This is a genomic window from Frankia tisae, assembly GCF_025403405.1.
GTDB lineage: Bacteria > Actinomycetota > Actinomycetes > Frankiales > Frankiaceae > Frankia > Frankia tisai.
Genome location: NZ_JANEZT010000108.1, coordinates 1 through 17,787 on the forward strand (window position 1 = coordinate 1; position 17,787 = coordinate 17,787).

General features: G+C 72.0%; 11 protein-coding genes, 1 pseudogene and 1 riboswitch. Of the genes and pseudogenes, 5 read left to right on the plus strand and 7 right to left on the minus strand.

Annotated elements, in window-relative coordinates:
* On the plus strand, positions 1-447 hold a 447-nt coding region (locus NBZ85_RS12770), incomplete at its 5' end, for a CysS/YqeB C-terminal domain-containing protein (RefSeq protein WP_308205176.1).
* Between the two features lie 157 nt (positions 448-604).
* On the opposite strand, the gene NBZ85_RS12775 is transcribed toward NBZ85_RS12770, so the two are convergent.
* The 3 genes from NBZ85_RS12775 to NBZ85_RS12785 form a co-directional block, all read right to left on the minus strand.
* On the minus strand, positions 605-1,783 hold the full coding sequence (locus tag NBZ85_RS12775; RefSeq protein WP_261561992.1) for an FHA domain-containing protein: 1,179 nt from the start codon (positions 1,781-1,783) through the stop codon (positions 605-607).
* Positions 1,784-1,858: 75 nt separating this feature from the next.
* Positions 1,859-3,205 carry a vWA domain-containing protein gene (locus NBZ85_RS12780; RefSeq protein ID WP_261555482.1) on the minus strand — a complete coding sequence of 449 codons (1,347 nt, stop codon included), beginning with the start codon at positions 3,203-3,205 and terminating at the stop codon, positions 1,859-1,861.
* Positions 3,205-4,320: a PP2C family protein-serine/threonine phosphatase gene (locus NBZ85_RS12785; protein WP_261555483.1), complete on the minus strand. Its 1,116-nt coding sequence runs from the start codon at positions 4,318-4,320 to the stop codon at positions 3,205-3,207. The genes NBZ85_RS12780 and NBZ85_RS12785 overlap by 1 nt, the downstream gene beginning before the upstream one ends.
* A 666-nt stretch (positions 4,321-4,986) precedes the next feature.
* Here NBZ85_RS12785 and rlmB point away from each other — a divergent pair.
* Together rlmB and NBZ85_RS12795 are read left to right on the plus strand one after the other, a co-directional pair.
* Positions 4,987-6,015 carry a 23S rRNA (guanosine(2251)-2'-O)-methyltransferase RlmB gene (gene rlmB, locus NBZ85_RS12790; RefSeq protein ID WP_261555484.1) on the plus strand — a complete coding sequence of 343 codons (1,029 nt, stop codon included), beginning with the start codon at positions 4,987-4,989 and terminating at the stop codon, positions 6,013-6,015.
* A 127-nt stretch (positions 6,016-6,142) separates the two neighbouring features.
* A complete protein-coding gene (locus tag NBZ85_RS12795; RefSeq protein ID WP_261561993.1) occupies positions 6,143-8,272 on the plus strand; it encodes a hypothetical protein in 2,130 nt (709 codons plus the stop codon).
* A gap of 121 nt (positions 8,273-8,393) precedes the next feature.
* Here NBZ85_RS12795 and NBZ85_RS12800 read toward each other — a convergent pair whose 3' ends face one another.
* Together NBZ85_RS12800 and NBZ85_RS12805 are read right to left on the minus strand one after the other, a co-directional pair.
* Positions 8,394-8,774, minus strand: a complete 381-nt coding sequence (locus NBZ85_RS12800) for a transglycosylase family protein (RefSeq protein ID WP_136448846.1) — start codon at positions 8,772-8,774, stop codon at positions 8,394-8,396.
* 2 nt (positions 8,775-8,776) lie between these two features.
* A riboswitch (cyclic di-AMP (ydaO/yuaA leader) is annotated at positions 8,777-8,947 on the minus strand.
* A 451-nt stretch (positions 8,948-9,398) separates the two neighbouring features.
* Entirely contained in the window at positions 9,399-11,057 is a 1,659-nt protein-coding gene (locus tag NBZ85_RS12805; RefSeq protein WP_261555486.1) for a peptide deformylase, read from the minus strand.
* Between the two features lie 630 nt (positions 11,058-11,687).
* Between NBZ85_RS12805 and NBZ85_RS12810 the strand changes: the two genes are divergently transcribed.
* Positions 11,688-12,500, plus strand: a complete 813-nt coding sequence (locus tag NBZ85_RS12810) for a hypothetical protein (RefSeq protein WP_261555490.1) — start codon at positions 11,688-11,690, stop codon at positions 12,498-12,500.
* A gap of 12 nt (positions 12,501-12,512) precedes the next feature.
* Here the strand turns inward: NBZ85_RS12810 and NBZ85_RS12815 are convergent, their stop codons facing one another.
* Complete coding sequence (locus tag NBZ85_RS12815; RefSeq protein WP_261555487.1) at positions 12,513-13,886, minus strand: alpha/beta fold hydrolase; 1,374 nt, start codon at positions 13,884-13,886, stop codon at positions 12,513-12,515.
* 512 nt (positions 13,887-14,398) lie between these two features.
* On the opposite strand from NBZ85_RS12815, the gene NBZ85_RS12820 reads away from it, so the two are divergent.
* The gene (locus NBZ85_RS12820) at positions 14,399-16,297 is read left to right on the plus strand and encodes an ABC transporter ATP-binding protein (protein WP_372517692.1); all 1,899 of its coding nucleotides are present in this window, start codon (positions 14,399-14,401) and stop codon (positions 16,295-16,297) included.
* 570 nt (positions 16,298-16,867) lie between these two features.
* Here the strand turns inward: NBZ85_RS12820 and NBZ85_RS12825 are convergent.
* Positions 16,868-17,787: pseudogene (locus NBZ85_RS12825) on the minus strand (serine/threonine-protein kinase); the annotation flags it as partial.

Genomic DNA, 17,787 nt, shown 5'->3' on the forward strand with positions numbered 1-17,787 from the left:
GTTCGGGGCGGGCTCGGCAGCGAGGCCGTGGGCGGCACGGCGGGAGATGCGGTGGCGGGGCTGACCCCGCAGCGGGCGTGGGCCGACTTCGCGGCGGCCATGGACGACGATCTCGCGGTCGGTCGCGCGCTGGCGGCCATCTTCGGCGCGGTGGGTCAGGGCAATCAGGTGCTGTCGAAGGCGCACAGCCGCCAGCTGGCAGGCTGGGTCAACGTCACCCGCCGGATGCTCGGCGTCCTCGGGCTCGACCCGCACGAGCAGTGGCCCTCCGCCGGCGCCGAGCTTCGGCCCGCGCTCGATGGGGTCATGCAGATCGCGCTGGATCTGCGCTCGGCGGCGCGAGCCCGGCGGGACTACGCGGAGGCGGACTCGATCCGTTCGCGGCTCGCGGCCGTCGGCCTCATCGTCGAGGACACCCCCGAAGGGCAGCGCTGGCACCTGGCCTGAGCCCGCTCGGCGGCGGCCCCGCAAGCGCGGGGCTGCCGCCCGCGGCCGGGTGCCCGGTTTATGGCGGCGCGCAAAGATCGCCTGCCGGTCGTGTACCAGGCAGGCGATCTCGTAGGACGTTCGGCGCCGGCCTGAGCCACGGGCCGGCGCCTGCCGATCAGCGTGCGCGCAACGTGATGCGCGTCCAGGCACCCAGGTAGACGCGGTCGCCGTCCCGGAGCGGGACGGGCTGGCCGGGTTCGATCGGGTCCGGCTCGTCGTTGAGCCGGGTGCCGTTCGTCGAGCCGGGGTCGCGCACGGCGTAGCCGCCGTCGGGGAGCTGCTCGAACAGTGCGTGGCTGCGCGAGATCCCCGGATCCTCCGGCGCGCCGGACAGATCGATGTCCGGATGGATGCCACGCGACTCGCTGCGCCGCCCGACGAGCATCTGCTCGCCGGCAAGCGCGAAGACGCGGCGCGGGTAAAAGGTCGGGAACGGTACCCGGTGGTCGTCGCCGCTGTCGTAGTACTCGCGCTCCGCCTCGACGATGGCCTCCCAGACGGTGGCCCCGGCCGGGGGACGGTCACGGTCCCACCCGCCGGCGCCACGAGGGTCGTCGGCGATCGGATCGCGCCGACCACCCCGCCCGGGATCGTGGCGTGGGTCGCCGAGGTCCGGACCGCTCAGCCGCGGGTCGTCGAACCGCGGATCGGCCCCGGGCCGGGCGTGACGGGGGTCGGTGGTGTGCCGAGAATCCACGCTGCGGCCCGGCAGGCTCCGGTCGGGCGCGGCGCCCGGGTCGAGGCCCAGCGGATCGGCCTCGTAGCCGTACCCCTCGTCGCGCCGGCTGCGGCGATGGGTGTCGGACTCGCGGTCCAGGTCCTCGCCGTACCCGCCGGCGCCGCGGCCCTCCCGGGCCGGCGGGTAGCCGCCGCGGTCGGCGTCGGGGTATCCGGCGGGGGCGCGGTCGTCGCGGCCGTAGGGGTCGCGTCCGCGGTCGGCCCGTTCGTCGGTGCCCGGCCGGTCGTCGCGCCGCCGAGCGTAGGCGTCACGGTCGAAGCCGCCCGGGTCGTCGTACGGGTCCGCCGGGTAGCCGCGACCGCCACGGGGCTGGTCGGCGTAGCCGTCACGGCCGTACCCGCCGTACGGGTCGCCGCCGCGTGGCGGATCCCCCGCGCCGGACTGGTCGGCCGGCGAGCGCCGGATGCCCAGCTGGTCGTAGCCCCCCGCGCCGCCGGCGTCCGGGCCGTCCGGCTGCGACGGGCCGCGCCGACGCTGGCCGCCGGGCTCGTCCGTCCCGTAGGGAGACCGACCACCGTCGTCGGGACGATATTCGTACCTCTCCTGACCACTCATGATCCCAATTCCGCACCGATCGCAGTAGTCGGGTCGTGAGACAGGTGCCCCGCAGGGCAACGTGCCCTCACCTGATCACCGGTTCACCCGGAGGGTCCTCGTCGACCGTGTGTCAAGGACCATCTCATCGATCTTCTTGACGTTCTTCTTCAACCGAACCGTACCTGTTGTGGCATTGTCGATGTGCACCACCTTCTGTAGGAGGCGGTAGGTGTCTTCGTTGCCGGAGGCGAGCGCCAGCTGGGCCCCGCGTCCGAGCAACAGTGTTGCAGTGGCCTCGTCGCCGGATTGACGCGCCTCCAGGCCACGCAGCACCGAGGCCGTGAGCTCGGCCTGTCCGGTGTAGTGGGCAACGGCCGTGCTGACCCTGGTGGAGCGCGTCTCGTCGTCGGTCCACATCGCTCTCACCAGCGTCTGCGATGTTTCCCGGCCATCGATGACGAGGCTGACCCGCGCGGCCAACGCCTCGGTCCCGACCGGCCGGGCCGGCACCCGGATGTTCAGGTGGTAGTCGCGCGACTCCGTTCCCCACGCGCCGGTAAGGTAGTCGACGTTGTGATCATCGGACGTGTTCGCCTTGATTTTCAGGTCGCGCAGCGTGGGGGAGACTTCCCGGAGAAACCCCACCTTGGCGCCCCGCGGGGTCCACACCCGCAGCGCCACCCGGTCCGTGGCTCGGCTGGTGGCGGTCGCGATCACGCTGGTGAAGTCCGCGACGAGCTCGTCCGGGCTGCCGATCGCGTCGACCGTGCCCAGCAGGTCCGCCGCGATCAGCCGCAGCTCGTCGACACGCCAGTCGGCGCCGATGCCCCGGCAGTCGCATTGAAACCGCCCGCGGGACGCGGCGACGGCCGCTGCCAGGTCCGTCGCCAGCTCACCGTTCTGGCCGTCGGTGAGCAGCAGCGCGTGCGCGATGGCCCGCGGCCTGGTCCCCGTCAGCGCCCGCGCCAGGTCAAGCCAGCGGCCGATGGCGGTGCCGCCATGCGGCTCCATCTGGTTCACCGCGAGGCGGGCCTGCTCGCGGGTTGCGGGGGTGGCAGCCACCACGCGCGGACTGCCCGGGTAGATCATGCTGGCGGCGCCGGTGCCGCGCACGATCGCGAACCAGACGCCGTCGGGCAGGCAGTCGATGGCGGCGCACGTCGCCCGGCGCGCCTGGGCGATCTTCTCCGGCGGATTCGCCATCGAGCCCGAGCAGTCGAGCAGGAGGATCTCGACGAGTTCCGGGCGCCGTGATCCGTCCGGCGGTGGAGTGCCGTCCGGCGGTGGAGTGCCGTCCGACGGTGGGGTGCTGTGGGCGCTGGCGAGCCCGTGCGGGCTGTCGGGCCGGCCGGTCGACGTCACGGTGACCACGGCGTGCACGTCCGTCCCGCCGGGCGGGAGGTACTCGTTCTGGTAGACCTGCGCAGTGAACGCGCCCATCAGTGATCCACCCTGGCGGCCACCACGGTGATGTTGTCGTGGCCGCCGGCGTCGATGGCGAAGTCGACGAGGTGGCGGGCGACATCGATCGCCGTGCAGTGCGGTGGGAGCTGGTTGACCAGTGAGGCCATCACGTCCGGTCGGGAGGCGTAGTTCCACAACCCGTCGGAGCAGACCAACACCGTGGCCGGCATCTCGATCGGGAAGATCTCCGTGTGCGGGGCCACGTCCTCGACGTCGCCGCCGAGCCAGCGGGTCAGCGTGTGCGCCCGCCGATGCGTCTCGGCCTCGTTGGCGGGAATGAGACCCGCCCGAGCGGCCTCGGCGGCCCAGGTGTCATCCGAGGTCAGCCGCTCGCACCAGCGCGGCCCGAGCAGGTAGACCCGGCTGTCGCCGACCCAGCCGACGGTGACCATGCCGGGACCGTCGGGCGTCGGTGGGGTGATGATGGCGGCGGCGAAGGTGCAGGACGGTGCCATCCGCCCCTCTACTGCGCTGAGCTGGGCGATTGTGGCCTGCGCGGCGTCGACGGCGGCGTGCAGCGCGGCCTCCGCGTCCTCCGGGGAGAAGCCTCCGACGATCGCGCGCGGCGCCGTGCGCGGCTCGTCGTACCCCGAGTACGCCGGCTCCAGGATGTCCAGCATGTCGTCGGCCGCGCTACCGCCGCGAGGGGGGCGGGTGTCGAGGTGGACCGGATGGCCCGGTCCGTGGGCCCGCACGGCGTCCGCGAGGACCGCCATCGCGGTTGCGGCGGCGGCAGCCGATGCCTGACCGGAGCCGGGCGTGGTCGAGACCCCGTCGCACACCACCGCGATGAGCGTGCCGTAGACGACGGCGAGCCCCATCGCGTCCTCGTTGGTCGTATGGCGCACCCCCCGGTCGCACACGCCGGCCAGCTCGCCGAGGTCGACCTCGCTGTGGTCGGCGTCGCCGTGCGCCGGGTCCGGGCCCTCCAACGGATGGCCGCACAGCTCGCAGTAGTGGTCGTCGGAGTACACCGGCGCCGCACACACAGGGCAGCGGCCCAGGTCGTCATCGGGGTCGAAGGCCCCGCTCCCGGTGAGCTGGTAGGCCACCGTGGGTGCGTCGTCGTGCGCGTTGAGATCCACCGTCATGCCGCCGGGAGGGAACGTGCGCGTGCGGGCGGTGTGCGCAGAGCCATGTGCTGGGTGCCTCCTGCCCCTGCTGATCCGGTCATCGGAGCTCGCCGCCGTCGCTCCGCGACGCCGAAGGCGCACGGCCGGCGACCGGACGAACTGGTCACACGCGTCGAGCTGGTCACACGCGTCGAGCTGGTCATCCTGGATTCATGGGACGTATTCTCCCAGCTTCCCCTGCGGCCCGTCGACGACGGCGATCGCCCTGGGCGAGCCAGGTCCCGGCGCATCCTCCTTCGTCGGCGCGCAAACTCAACAGAGCGTAAGGGGCAGGTGTCGACGATGGTGGCGGCCATGCCACCGCCGGGGCATCGGCCGTGGCGGCCGACCCGGGCCCGCGCTCGTCGATCATCGGCTGGACCTCCGCTCGGGCCGAACCGGCTGGGACCACCCAGGTCACCGGCGTGGGACTGCCGCCTCAGGATAGGGCGCCGGACAGCCCCGAACGACCATGTCGCGGCAGGTGGTCGGGTTCGAGCCCGCCAGACCCCCGACCGGGGGCCCCTGTCGGGCTCGCCAACCGGGGCCGGGTCGGTGGTGTTCAGCGCCGACCGCGTCCCCGGCGTCGGCCGTATACCGTGGTCACATGGTCATTTCCGCGGCGCACGCCGGTCGGTGGCACTGATGGCCGGCGCCGCGCGCCGCGGTGGCGGCGGGATCGCCCGGGGCGGGCAGGGCGGCCGGGCCGGTAAGACGGGTTCGCATCGCAAGGGAGCCGGCGGCGGCAGCGGCGGCCAGGGCCGCAAGGCCCTGGAGGGCCGGAAGGCAACGCCGCCGGCCCACCTGCGTCCCGGCCATCCCGCCCAGCGCCGGGCGGCCGCCGCCCGGGCCGCGCAGACCGGAGAGCGGGGGCGGGACGCCGCCCAGGCCGGACAGGCCGGACAGGCAGGCCCGCGTTCGCGGCGGCCCGAGGCTGACGAGCTGGTCGTCGGCCGCAACGCGGTGGTCGAGGCGCTGCGCGCCGGGGTGCCGGCGTCGAGCCTCTATGTCGCCGGTGGCCTGGACTTCGATGAGCGGCTCGTCGACGCACGCCGCCTTGCCGCGCGGGCGGGGATCGCGGTGGTCGATGTCGGCCGCCCGGACCTCGACCGGATGTGTGGCACGGCGCCGCATCAGGGGCTCGCCCTGTCGGTCCCGCCGTTCCGCTACGCGCATCCCGACGACCTGCTCGCCCGCGTGCGCGCCGCGGCTCCCGGCCTGCTGGTCGCGCTCGACGGCGTCACCGATCCCCGCAATCTCGGTGCCGTGGTGCGATCCGCGGCGGCCTTCGGCGCCCATGGCGTCGTGGTGCCCGAGCGACGCGCCGCCGGGATAACCGCCGCCGCCTGGAAGACGTCGGCGGGTGCCGCCGCCCGGCTGCCGGTCGCCCGAGCCACCAATCTCGCGAGGACCCTGGTGTCCTTCGCCGAGTCCGGCCTGTTCGTCGTCGGGCTGGCCGCGGACGCCGACACGACCATCGACGAGCTGGAGATGGCGACCGATCCGGTCGTACTGGTGATCGGGTCCGAGGGGCGTGGGCTGTCCCGGCTGGTCGAGGAGCGCTGCGATGTGACAGTCCGCATTCCGATGGCCGGGGCGGTCGAGTCCCTCAACGCCGGAGTGGCCGCCGGCATCGCGCTGGCCGAGATCGCCCGCCGCCGCCGCGGCGCCTGACCGATTCCCGGTGCCCCGGAAGGTCACGCAGCCGAGTAACTCGCGGTGGAACGCGCAGACCGTCCCGGTGCCCTTGTAGCCTCATGCCCTACTTGGGCGTCGGGCCATCTCGGGGGAACGGACGACGGTGCGGGGCAGGCGGGAATCGTCGGCGCGGCTGTTCGTGCTGCCGCGTTTCCTCATGCCCGAACCGCGCCCGCAGCTGACCCTGCTACCCACCATCGCGCTGCGGCAGGTACTGGAGGCGGTCTTCGCGGCGCTACGCCTGTACGCGGCGCTCTTCCTCGTCGGCTGCGTGCTGCTGTGGCACGACTGGTATGCGGGCCACCCGTTCGCCCTGTTGATCGTGGCGCTGGCGGCTGCCTGGTCGCTGGCGTTCGCCCTGGTCGCGCTGCGTCGCGGTATCGGGCGGGCGCTGTCGGCCGGCAATGTGGCCGCGGCCCTGGCCCTGGCCTCGGGGGCACGCCTGTGGCTGCCGCCGGAGTCGGTCGGGGAGCCGGCCTCGTTCGTGCTGCTCGCGGCGACGCACGCGACGGCGGTGGCCGCCTGGGCCTTCCCCACCGGCCCGTTCCTGGCCGTGACGGTGCTGACGGCCGGCGCCTTCGCGGCCGGGGCGTCCGCTGGCGGGCCGCCGTCCCCGGCGCCGCCCATCATCATCATCTGCGTGGGCCTGCTCGTCCGGTACGTCGCGCCGCAGGTGCGCGCGCTCGCGGGCGGGGCGGAGGCGCAGCTGGCCGAGGTGGCCAGGCGGCGCGTCGGTGAGGACGGAGTGCTCACCCTGCTGCGGGCGCAGCGGGAACGTGAGCTGTCGATCCACAACGCGGTGCTCAACACCCTGACCGGCATCGCCTGGGGCGGTGGCGCCGACGGGCATCTCACCCGCCGCCGCTGCGCCGAAGGCGCGATGGCGCTGACGGGGCTGCTCGGCGAGCGCGACCCACCGCGGTGGGTCGGCCCGGTGCAGCGGCCGGCGGACGCCGAGATCCTGGTGGCGGCGCACGGGTCGAGGGCCGGCGAGCCCGAAGATCCGGACTCCTGGGCGCCGGTGGCGCCCGCGGCCGGCTCGCTGCGTGCCCTCTACACCATGCAGTTACGCCGCGCGACCAGTCGGTTCGCCGCGCTCTGGCTGATCCTGCTGGTCTTACCCGCCGGTCGCGCCCTGCCGCAGGTCCGTTCGGTCCCGCTGGCGCTCGCGATGCTGCTGGCGCCGCTCGCCGCGGTCGCTGTCGCCGGGCGGCGCTTCCGGACCGGGCCGTTGTCGCAGCCGGAGGCGGCGGCCGTGGTGCTGCTCTGCCTGGGGATCGCGCTGGGCGGCGGGTGGAACGCCGCCGACGCCGACGGGGCGCGGATGATGGCGTGGCCGATGGTCAGCCTGCCCCCATTGTTGATGTTGGTGACGGTGTCCCGCCCGATGCGGCGGTGGGTGCTCGCGTCCGTCGCCGCCGCCATGATCGCGGCTAGCCTGCTGTTCAACCCGTGGGACCCGCTGTCGCTGTCCTTTCTTCTCCTGCGGCTCTACTACCTGTGGGTCATGCAGATCTGCCTGGTCATGGTGGGCCCACTGCTGTGGAGCACGGCCGATGTCCGCGCCTGGGCGGGTCATTGCGAGTGGGAGCTGTGCCAGCTGGCGCAGAACCGGGACCAGCTGCGTGAGCGTCGCCGAGGCCTGCTGCGGGCCGTCGAGCGGGATGTGGCGCCGCTGCTGGCCGCCGTCGCGGCGGGCCGGCTCGACCCGCGGGCCGAGGTCGTGCGCTCGGAATGTGCCCGCCGTGCGGTCGCCGTGCGGCGGCTGCTGTTCGACGACGACGCCGTGCACAGCGCGATCGGAGAGGCCATCGACGCCGCCGAACGGCACGGCACGGTCGTGTCCAGCCAGATCTCCGGCGGCCTCGACCAGCTGCCCACGTCGGTGCGCAGCGAGTTCGTCGAGCAGCTCCACCACGCGCTGCGGGTGATGCCGAGCCGTCGGGTGCTGCTCACCGTCACCGCGCAGCCTTGTACCGCGAGCCTGTTCCTGTCCTGTCCATGGCCGGCGGGTCAGGTGCCGCCGGCGCCGTCGGGTCGAGCCATCGACATGATTGTCGACGTCGATGACGGGCAGCTCTGCATGGAGTTGCGCTGGCCGCCTGCGGGCACGCCGCCCGGGCTGGGAGTGTCGCCCGGGCTGGGAGCGCTGACCGGGCTGGGAGCGCTGACCGGCGGCCCGTCCGCGGAGATGACGGAGCCTCGCCCCCCGGACGGAGGGCGAGGCTCCTGACCCGCGCTGGGTCGCGTCGCCTCGCGCCGGCTGCGGCTCACGGTCCGTCGAGCACGATCCAATTGATCATGTGCGGATCAGAGCCGGCCGAGCGCGGATGTCGGCGCGGTGTATCGGGGCCTCAGATCCGGTGTCCCCAGCAGGGCTTCGACGCGTACCAGGGGCTGGTACCCGCCTGCGCGTACAGCTGCCGCGCGCGCTGCCACTGCTCCCCGACGCTGGCGTGCTGCGGCAGACCCCTGCCGCCCAGGCCGTGCCACGTACTGGGCAGGAACTGGAACAGGCCGCCGGCTCCGATGGAGTTGACCGCGTGCGGGTTCCCGCCGGATTCGCAGGGAATGACGGCGCGCAGGAAGTGATCTGCGTTGGGGGCCGCGCTGGCCGGCTGGGACAGCGCGAGACCACCGCCGACGGAGGCGGCGAGAGTGGTGGCGATGACTGCGGCCCGGGTGCCGAGCTTGATCCGGTTGAGGCCCCGACCGAGCGAACGAGCGTTGGACATTGAGTTACCCTTCCCCACGCCTACGAGGTGAGCTGTCGGGTTCGGGCTGGGAATGCCCGGCCGCGGTTCTCGGCTTCACCCCTAGGACGCCCGAACTCGGCGCCCGAAATTGGTTCCCCCATCCCTGCCAAAGGTTTGATCCTCGTCGGTTGGGAGCAGGGTTCGGCGTGCCACCCGACGTCTGCCATCAGTTGACGGCATGGCGACGAACATAGCTGAGCGTGACCCCGATAAATCAAGGGTACGTGAGGATCCGCACAGTGCGTTCTAATCTCTTTCAATGATCTCTGAATTGCGATTTCGTGCCCGCGTGCGCGCCCGATTTTAACGGCCTTCGGCGTACCTGGAAATACCTGGTATGCGGTTGACCTGCCACGCTCACCGTAAATCCTTTGCGGTGCGTGGCCGGTCTTTTCCTGGCCGTGGCGGGAGCGCCCGGTACCCGCGTTGCCGGCGAAGCTAACGGAGCCGAAGAAAAATTTCGCGGTCACCGTGGCGATAACGCCTCTTTTGTGCTTTTCCGAACTATACGGTACGTCGCCAGTAGCCCCGCTTATGCGGATGTGTCCACCGGCTGGGCCGCGCGCCTGTCGGTGACCGATGCCCGGCCGGGGCGAAGGGGCCTCAGGGGTGGTAGGTCCAGGCCGAACCGGTGCCGCGGTACTGCTCGACGGGGATGGGCGCGGCCCCGGGTCGCATCCGGTCGGTGTAGAGGTGCCCGTGCAGGTGGTCGATCTCGTGCGCGACCAGGCGGGCCAGGCCCTGGCGGTACACCGTGATGTGCCGGCGGCCGGAGATGTCGGTGTGCTCCACGTGCAGTTCCAGGGAGCGCGGCACGATCCCGCGGACGTCGAAGAAGCTCAGGCACCCCTCGTACTGCTCGTCGCTCTCGGGGGCGGACTCGATGACGCGCGGATTGAGCAGGGTGAGGATGTCGCCGTCCGCCGACCGCACGATCGCCGCGGCCCGGTTGATCCCGATCTGGGGCGCGGCGATGCCCATCCCCTTGCCGAAGGTGTGCAGCGCGGACACCCGTTCCATGGCCGACGACAGCTCGGCGACGACGCGGCGGGCATCCTCGGCCTCGGCGGGTAGTCCGAACGACCGGGCCGGCTGATGGAGCATGGGATCGCCCACCTGGACGATGCCCGTCGCGGCCATCTGCTCGCTGGGCCTGGGAACGGTCCGGTCGGCCGGGTTCCGGCTCGTCGCCCCGGCCCGGAAGTTCCATTCCAGGCGATACCGGGCATGCAGGGGCGGCTTGCTGGTGGACCAGGTGAACACCCGCCTGTCGGCGGCATCCGCGCGGGCGATCGCCGTACGGAACGGGAAGGCGTCCGCGGTCATCGACGTCTCCATGCCCCACACCACGGGATCGACCTCGGCGGGGAAGTCCAGCACGACCGACAGGAAGCTGGTCGGTACCCGGACGGCCCGCTGGAACCACGGGCCCCACTTCTCCTCGCCGACCCGGTAGCTGTATTCGATCCACGCCGATTCGCCCGGGTAGAGGGGGAATCGACCCTGATTGTTCTCGAAGAGGAGCCAGACCTCCTTCAGTGCGTCCCAGTCGGTCTTGACCTGCCAGGACATCTGCTCGTCGCCGCAATGTGCGCTGAGCTGCAGCTCCTCCCAGCGCAGCGGATTGCTGCGGTAGAGCCGGGCGGAGCGTTCCTGGTCCCCGGGAAAGCGGTCGACGGAGATCCGCATCAGGTAGCGCGTCACCGGTTCGATACCGGTGTTGAGCACCCGTCGGCGCTGGTGGGCGACGTACATGCCGTCCTCGTAGCGGAGCTCGGCGCGGTCCTCCTCCACGACGAGCCCACCGGAGTCGGGGCCGCCGCGGGCCGGCCGGGATGACTCGGCCGGCGCGGCCGCCGCCATGGGGGACGCCGAGCCCGCCGTCGGCGGGGGCACTTCGTCGCCGGGACCGGCCGGCCGGGCGCCCGCGCCCCCTGATCGGGGGACGCCGTCGCCAGGCTCGCTGGTCGCCTCCCAGGGGCGCGCAGCGAGGTGGAAGTAGGCGCCCGGGATGCGTAGCGCGTCGGCGATGCGCTCGATCAGGGAGAGCCGGGCGATGTGGTCCTCGCCCTGCATGATCCGGCTGACCCGGCTCTGGCTGAGGCCCTCGACCGGGGAGGCGATGCGGTTCTGGCTCGCGCCGTCGTACTTCTTCATCAACCGGAAGGCCATCCGGAAGTCCCGGGTCTCGCAGGCGGTCCGGAAGTCGGGCCGGGCGAGCAGGACGCGAGAGACCCGGTAGGGACCGGATTCGTAGGACATCGCCCGGCCTTCCGTCCAGCTCCGACATGTGTCGATCGCCGTGCCAGGACGGCGGAAAGCCCCCGGCGCCAGGCTCCGGCTGATGTATCGGGATGATGACGTTATGCCAAACCGGCATAGTTTGCCGGCGCTTGCCGGAACCGCGCGGTTGTCGCGGATCCGACATACGTCCGAACTGGACGGTCGGGCGGCATCGGTGCGGATCTGGTAGATGACCAGCGGCCCGCCTTCGTCCCACCCGGCCGGGCCATCCCTTCCCGTCCTGTTTGAGAGGAATCGAGGCTGCCCGTGCGGCGTCGGCGCGGGGCGCGCATCGGCGCCGCGGCAGCCATGGTCCGGTCCGGACCACAGCGGCCAATACGAGAAGAGCATGCCTGACTGGCGTTTCCCGGCCATCGCGACGCGGCGAACCTGGACGCAGGCCGGCCCCGCCCCGCGTCGAGCCGCGACCTCCGCCGGGCGGGGCCGGCGCACTCGACGGCCCGGTTGACCATCGTCAGCCCGGATGGGAGGGGCGCAGCGAGGGTCACCGATCTCGGTGGCCGCCATCAGCGTCGCTGGCGGCCACCGGTGTGGCCGGCCGGGCGGACGCTGAAGCGGGGCGGCAGGCGCGGAAGGGCGGTGACGATCATGACGGAGCCGAGGAGAGATCATGATCAACCTGCGGTCGTCTACGGCGTTGTCCGGTTCGCGCCCGGCAGCGATCGGCAGGTCGCCGACGTGATGATCACCTTTGTCTCCGCGTCGGCCGCGGACGTCTTCGCGGCCGAGCAGGGCTGGCCGGAGTACGAGGTGGCGCCCCTGCGCTTCTTCGTCCACGAGCGGCAGTCCGCTGTCGCCGGGCTGCCCCCGCCGATCCGACCATCTCTGTCCCCCACCACTGCCGCGCAGCCGCTGACCGGTGCCAGCCCGGGTGAGCCAGCCGCCCCCGCCGACCGGCTGCCGCGGACAGGTGACCCTGCCCTGCCCAAGCAGGGTCACCGCCCCGCCGCCGATCCGGCCGGACCCCCCGGATCGGCGGCGGCAGACCCGGAAGATCAGGCAGGGGTCACCGCGGCCGGCTCGCGGGACGCGAGCTCCGTCCTGCCGGCGGCGGATCGGCAGGACGACCCACGGGTCACCGTGACGCCCTGGGGACTGGACCGCTGGGCGGTCGCGCTGCGCGCGGGGTCCGATCCGGTGGAGGTGTTCCGGGCCGTCGCCCGGCTGCCGGCCAGCTTGGTCTTCACCGCGGCCTACGGCGACGTCGACGTGGTGCTGGTGTACGGGAAGGGGCCCGACGGTGATCCGCCGCCGGCCCGACCGCCGACCGTGGTGGAGACCGCGCTCGGCGTCGAACCGGCGGGACCGGTCCAGGCGCGCTGGATGACGGCGGGCGAGCGGGAGGCGTACCGGGCGGGGTACGCGGCCGCGGTGGACGGCATCCGGCGAGCTCTGTCGTAGCTTGTCGTGCGCTCAGTCGTCGTCGCGGAAGTGCAGCGTGACGCGATGGGCGTCCGACGGCCAGGCGGGCACCCGCAGCACGCCACGATGTGCCGCCTGCCCCCGTGGGGTCACCGCGACCTCGACCGAGCGGTCGCCCGCCGGGATGTGCAGATCCGTGCCGGTGATGAAGCCGATCCCGAAATGTGAGGGGGTCGGGGCCATGACGTCGGAGACGTCGTCGGCATTGCGATCGAACAGGTACACACCGAGGGCCAGCTTGGCGCGCGGGGCCACCGCTGGGCTCAGGACATTCGTCCCGTCGACGGTGAGGATGTCGCTGGCCCGCCCCTGATTGCCCCACCATTCCAGGGCACGGGTGACGACGAGATCGGTCTGTTTCGGGCCGGTCTGCATGCCACCGCCGATCTCCTGCCCCGGCCGGCTGGTCAGGAGGCGGACGAGCCGATCGCTTCGGCGGAAGGGCTGATAGTAGAAGTGGTGCACGGGCTCCCCGGACCGGACAACGGCGAACTCGTAGGAGGCGGTGCCGTCCGCGCGGAACGGACCCCAGGAGCCGTCGGCGGGCAGGGTGAAAAGGCCCCTGAGGCCCTTCGGGAGGCGCTTACCCGTCTTCGGGTCGAGCTGATAGACCTCCAGACGGGCCTTGCCGGCCCCGGCGTTCGCGGGATAGAGCAGCACCCGGCCGGAAATGTCGATCCGGCCCTTCTCGGCGATGATGTCGGTGGTGAACGGCTCGGTACCGGTGAGGAAACGGAACATCTCCCGGAACGTGCCCGTCGAGGTCAGCAACCCGCCGCGGTCCAGGCCGGGGAAGCGGACGTTGCCCGCTCCGGGGACCCGGTGGACGGGGTCCGCGGTGCTCCAGACGACGAGCAGCGGCACGCCCCCGGGGGGTTTGGTCGCCAGGGAACCGTCCACGCTGACCAGATGCGCGACTCGATCCGCCCGGCCGGCGGAGCTGGCCAGGTACCGTTCAGCGAGCCCGGCGCCCTCCGCCAGGCCCACCAGATCGACCTTCTTCACGCCGGTCGCCCTGAGCAGGTCCTGGATCTGCCTGTCGAGCTGCGGAAATACCTTGTTCGGAGAATCGTCGGTCAAGGATGACGCGTCGTAGTCGAAGGCGGCGATCCGGTCGGCCGGATAGCCGTTGCTGGTGAACCGCTGTGCCTGCGACTCGAACTGGTCCCCCGAACCGAGGGCGCCGTGAACGAACAGCAGCGGTAGGCGCGCGGTGTCCGGCGGGGCCATGGGCCCCGCCACCTCCCGGGCGAACGCCGTGGAGCGGGCCTGCGCGGAGGTGGAGCCCTCACCGGTGGAACACGCGCCCGCCGCCGCGGCGAGAACCACCGCGGCCGCCAGGCCGAACCAGCGTCCGCGAGGCATGCGACGCCCCTTCCCTGCGGGATGTTCGACGGCCGCAGCCGGCCGCCGTCAGTATTGCTCCGTCAATGACGCTACAGAAATGACGCTCAGTGGGGCATGAACCCGAGGCGGTCGGGCTGGATTCCTTGGTGGAACAGTAAAAGATATCGTCGTCTTCCTTCGCCCGCCAATCATCCGGGACGGGCGGATCACCCGTTGTGGCGATGGTGGGAACGGGTGGCGCCGGCTGATCCGTCCTACTCCGCTGCCGCTGCCGCTGCCGCTGCCGCCGCCGACCGGACCGGCCCGCGCGGCCCGCGACCGGCGCCGCGACGTGCGCCGCCCCGTTCGGGCCCCGCGCGGCCGCCGCCGATCCCCGGCTGCCACGGGTCCGGAACCGGAACCAGGCCGACCCGGCGGTCTTCCCCGCACCGGTCGGCAGCTCGTCCGCGCCCCACTGACGTCGCGCGGCCCGCCGTCGATCGTTGGCGGATCGCGGCCGAGGATCGGGACCGTGTCACCCGGAAAATGAGATGCGGAAACCACCCCGCGGCTGCCATGATTCCCGGATGGGCGCTGCGGGCGACGACATTCCCTGGCAACGGGGGCGACCCTCCGAGTCCGCCGGCGGCGATACCGGAGGTGCCGACGCCGGCGATCCGGGCCGGCACGCCGGGCTGCGTTCCTACCTGAGTTTCGCCGGTATCTTCAAGGGTTCCCTGGCGCTCGTGGTCGCCTGTTTCGTGGTGTCCAACGTGGCGCTCGCGGTCCTGCCCGTCTTCATCGGGAGATTCGTGCAGGCCCTGGCCGGCGCGGCGGATTCCACCGACGGTGTTTATCGGTATGCGGTGATCCTCATCGGCTGTAACATCCTCCACGATCTGACCTGGCGAGCCGCCGAGATATTGTATCTCCATCTGCTGAACGATCGGGGTTACGAGTACGAGAATATTCTCTTCCGCAGGGTCATCAATGAACGTTACCCGTACTTCGTCGGTAAGTTCACGGGTAAGATCAGCAGCTATATCGCGATGTTGGGTCGCGAGTTCCGGGAGATCCTGGAAACCACCTGCTTCACCTACGTGGAGCAGGCGATCAGGGTGCCGTCGATCATCATCATCATGTTCTCCGTCAACCTCTACTCGGGACTCACGTTCCTCTTGGCCGTGCTGCTGATGGTGGTGGTCGGCCGGCATACCGTGCGCGGTTCGTCCCGCGCGGAGAAGCGGCTCGCGGACGAGGTCTCCGAGATGGACGGCTACGTGATCGACGTCATCGCGAACTTCGTCAGCGTGAAGTCCTTCCGGCAGGAGGGGGCCGAGCACGAGCAGGTGGTCCGGCGCCGCCGCGCCGTCATCGGGGCCGCCCGCCACTCGTACTTCTGGACCATCGTGTTCTGGGCCTCGATGTCCCTTGTGGTGCGCTATCTGGTCTGGCCGGTCTCGATCCTGCTCAACCTGCACCTGTACCTGACGGGCCAGCTCAGCCTGGCGCAGTTCACGACGTTCCTGGCGGTGCTGGTGATGTTCTCGGACTTCATCTGGGGAACGGTCTGGGAGATCGCGCAGCTGAATCTCCGCCTGGCCCGGGTCGAGGAGGCCTACCGCTACCTTTTCGCCGGTCGACCCATCGCCATGGACCAGCTGAGTTTCCAGCCGGAGCCGACCCCTGCCCCCGCGCCGCGGGCACCGGGGCGGTTGGAGTTCCGCGGGCTGTCGTTCGCCTACCCGGAGAACGACGGCAGGCCGGTGCTCGCCGGCATCGATCTGGCAGTCGAACCGGGGGAGAAGGTCGGTATCGTAGGCCGCAGCGGGAGCGGCAAGACGACGTTCGTCAAGCTGCTGCTCGGCTATTATCCGCTGCCGGCGGAAACCGTGCGGGTGGACGGCCACCCGATCCCGAACTATGTGCTCGGCGCGGGAATCTCCTATGTTCCGCAGGACACCACGCTGTTCCACCGGTCCATCCGGGACAACATCACCTATGGAACGGCCGTCGCGGCGACGGAGGAACAGGTCGAGTCGGCGGCGCGCCGGGCCCACGCGCACGAGTTCATCACCCAGGCACCGGAAGGCTACGACACCGTCGTTGGTGAGCGCGGCATCAAGCTGTCGACCGGGCAGCGGCAGCGGATCGCCATCGCGCGGGCCTTCCTTGACGACAAGCCCATGCTCGTGCTGGACGAGGCGACGAGCGCGCTGGACAGCGAGAGCGAGGTGCTCGTCCAGCACGCGCTGGAGGAGCTCTGGCGCGGCAAGACGGTGATCGCCGTGGCGCACCGGCTGTCGACGCTGTTGCACATGGATCGCATCATCGTTCTGGCCGACGGCGGCATCGTGGAGCAGGGCTCGCACCGGGAGCTTCTCGAGCGCCGGGGCCGCTACCACGCGCTCTGGCAGCGGCAGAGCGGCGGCATGATCCCCGTCGACTGATGCACGGACGCTCGTCGGCACAGGAAGCCGGCATCCGGGAACTGCTGACCGGCCTCGGGACATCAGCCTTGTCCGCTGAGCCCCCCGACTGAGCCTCGGCGGGTCATCCGCCTCCGTCCAGCCGAGCAGAGCCGCTCACCGGCACCCCGGTGCGCGGCCGTGGGCAGGGGCGTCCGTTGTCGGGCCGGGACCGGGGCGACGACGTACCAGGCTCACTGCCGGTGCGCTGGTCCTCGCGGTCGGTGCCGGTCGCGTCGCACCTTCCGTCGCCACCGATCTATCGGCTCGGACTGCCACCCACCTTTTCGGAGAGACTTTCTTCGTGTCTTCTTCCCAACGCATTCGCAGTCTGTTCGCCGACCGTTAGCCGGATCGCGTCGCGTGCTCGGAACAACGTTTCTCAGAGCCGCCCGGCCGCATGGCAGGAAAACTCCGTGAACCCGTGGCCGGGTCCGCTGAATCGACCGCGGGTGCGATATATCGGGCCGGCGCCCGGGTGATGACGATCCCGGCCGATTCGGCGCTGCGATGTCACCTGCGGCCGGATCCGAGGTCCGCCGGCGAGTCGGATCAGTCGAGCTCGTCCCAGGATGCCTCGGAGCTGACGGCGGCGGCGATGAGTCGGGGGATGCCCTGGGCGAGCGCCGTCGACCACGGCGGCGGCTTGGTCGCGGCGGTGATGATCGCCGGGAGAACGGGCGCCGCCAGGCCGCCGCAGCCAGCCGCGAGCGGCGCCGGCCCCCAGGGCCCGCTGGGCAGGCAGGTGCTCGCCGAGCGGCCGGCGGCCGAACCGGCCGTGATGGTCGTGATGACGCGGCTGACGGGCGCCACGATGGCCGCGGCCGAGCCCGACGGCGTCGTGGCCGTCCCCGCGTCACTCGCGGACGCCGTGCCCGGCCCCGACTGCTGGGCCGACGTCGAGTAGTCGACCTCGCGGACGGTCGTCCCCGGCGGCGTTCCCGCGCCCTGCGCCGAGCCCCCCGAGCCCCCCGAGCCCGCTGAGCCCGCTGCGGGGTCCGCGCCGCCCGCCGAGCCTGCCAACGCCGTCGAGCCCGGCCCGGTGGCCGTCGAGGCGGTCCATCCTGTGGAGCCGACCGGCGCGCCGGCCGGCGCGTTCGGCTGGGTCGGCGCGGTCGGATAGGCCGCCGCCGAGCCGGACGGTGCGGTGTGAATCGTCCAGTCGGTCCGGTCGCCGTCCGGCAGCGGCCGTGCGGCAGTCCAGGGCACGGTCCATGATCGTGGACCGGCGGCTCCGACCAGGTTGCCCGCCGCCGGGTCGCCCGCCGCCAGATAGCCCGTTCCCGGGCCGCCGGCCCCCGGCTCGCTTGCCGTCGGGTCGTCGCCGGTCGCGTCGCCTGCGGTCGCATCGCCTGCGGTCGGATCATCAGCGGTCGGGTCGCCGGCGGTCCGGTCACCCGCGCCACCGGGGACGTTCGAGCCGCCGGCGAGGTCGGAGCTCCCTGCGCTGGACGGGGCGGGGACGGCGGGAT

Bases quoted from the DNA above. Each gene is read 5' to 3' on its own strand.
- NBZ85_RS12805 (WP_261555486.1), bottom strand. From the start codon at position 11,057: ATGTCCTACGAATCCGGTCCCTACCGGGTCTCTCGCGTCCTGCTCGCC.
- NBZ85_RS12775 (WP_261561992.1), bottom strand. From the start codon at position 1,783: ATGAGTGGTCAGGAGAGGTACGAATATCGTCCCGACGACGGTGGTCGG.
- NBZ85_RS12800 (WP_136448846.1), bottom strand. From the start codon at position 8,774: ATGTCCAACGCTCGTTCGCTCGGTCGGGGCCTCAACCGGATCAAGCTC.
- NBZ85_RS12785 (WP_261555483.1), bottom strand. From the start codon at position 4,320: ATGACGGTGGATCTCAACGCGCACGACGACGCACCCACGGTGGCCTAC.
- NBZ85_RS12780 (WP_261555482.1), bottom strand. From the start codon at position 3,205: ATGGGCGCGTTCACTGCGCAGGTCTACCAGAACGAGTACCTCCCGCCC.
- NBZ85_RS12820 (WP_372517692.1), top strand. From the start codon at position 14,399: ATGCGGAAACCACCCCGCGGCTGCCATGATTCCCGGATGGGCGCTGCG.
- rlmB (WP_261555484.1), top strand. From the start codon at position 4,987: ATGGCCGGCGCCGCGCGCCGCGGTGGCGGCGGGATCGCCCGGGGCGGG.
- NBZ85_RS12815 (WP_261555487.1), bottom strand. From the start codon at position 13,886: ATGCCTCGCGGACGCTGGTTCGGCCTGGCGGCCGCGGTGGTTCTCGCC.
- NBZ85_RS12810 (WP_261555490.1), top strand. From the start codon at position 11,688: ATGACGGAGCCGAGGAGAGATCATGATCAACCTGCGGTCGTCTACGGC.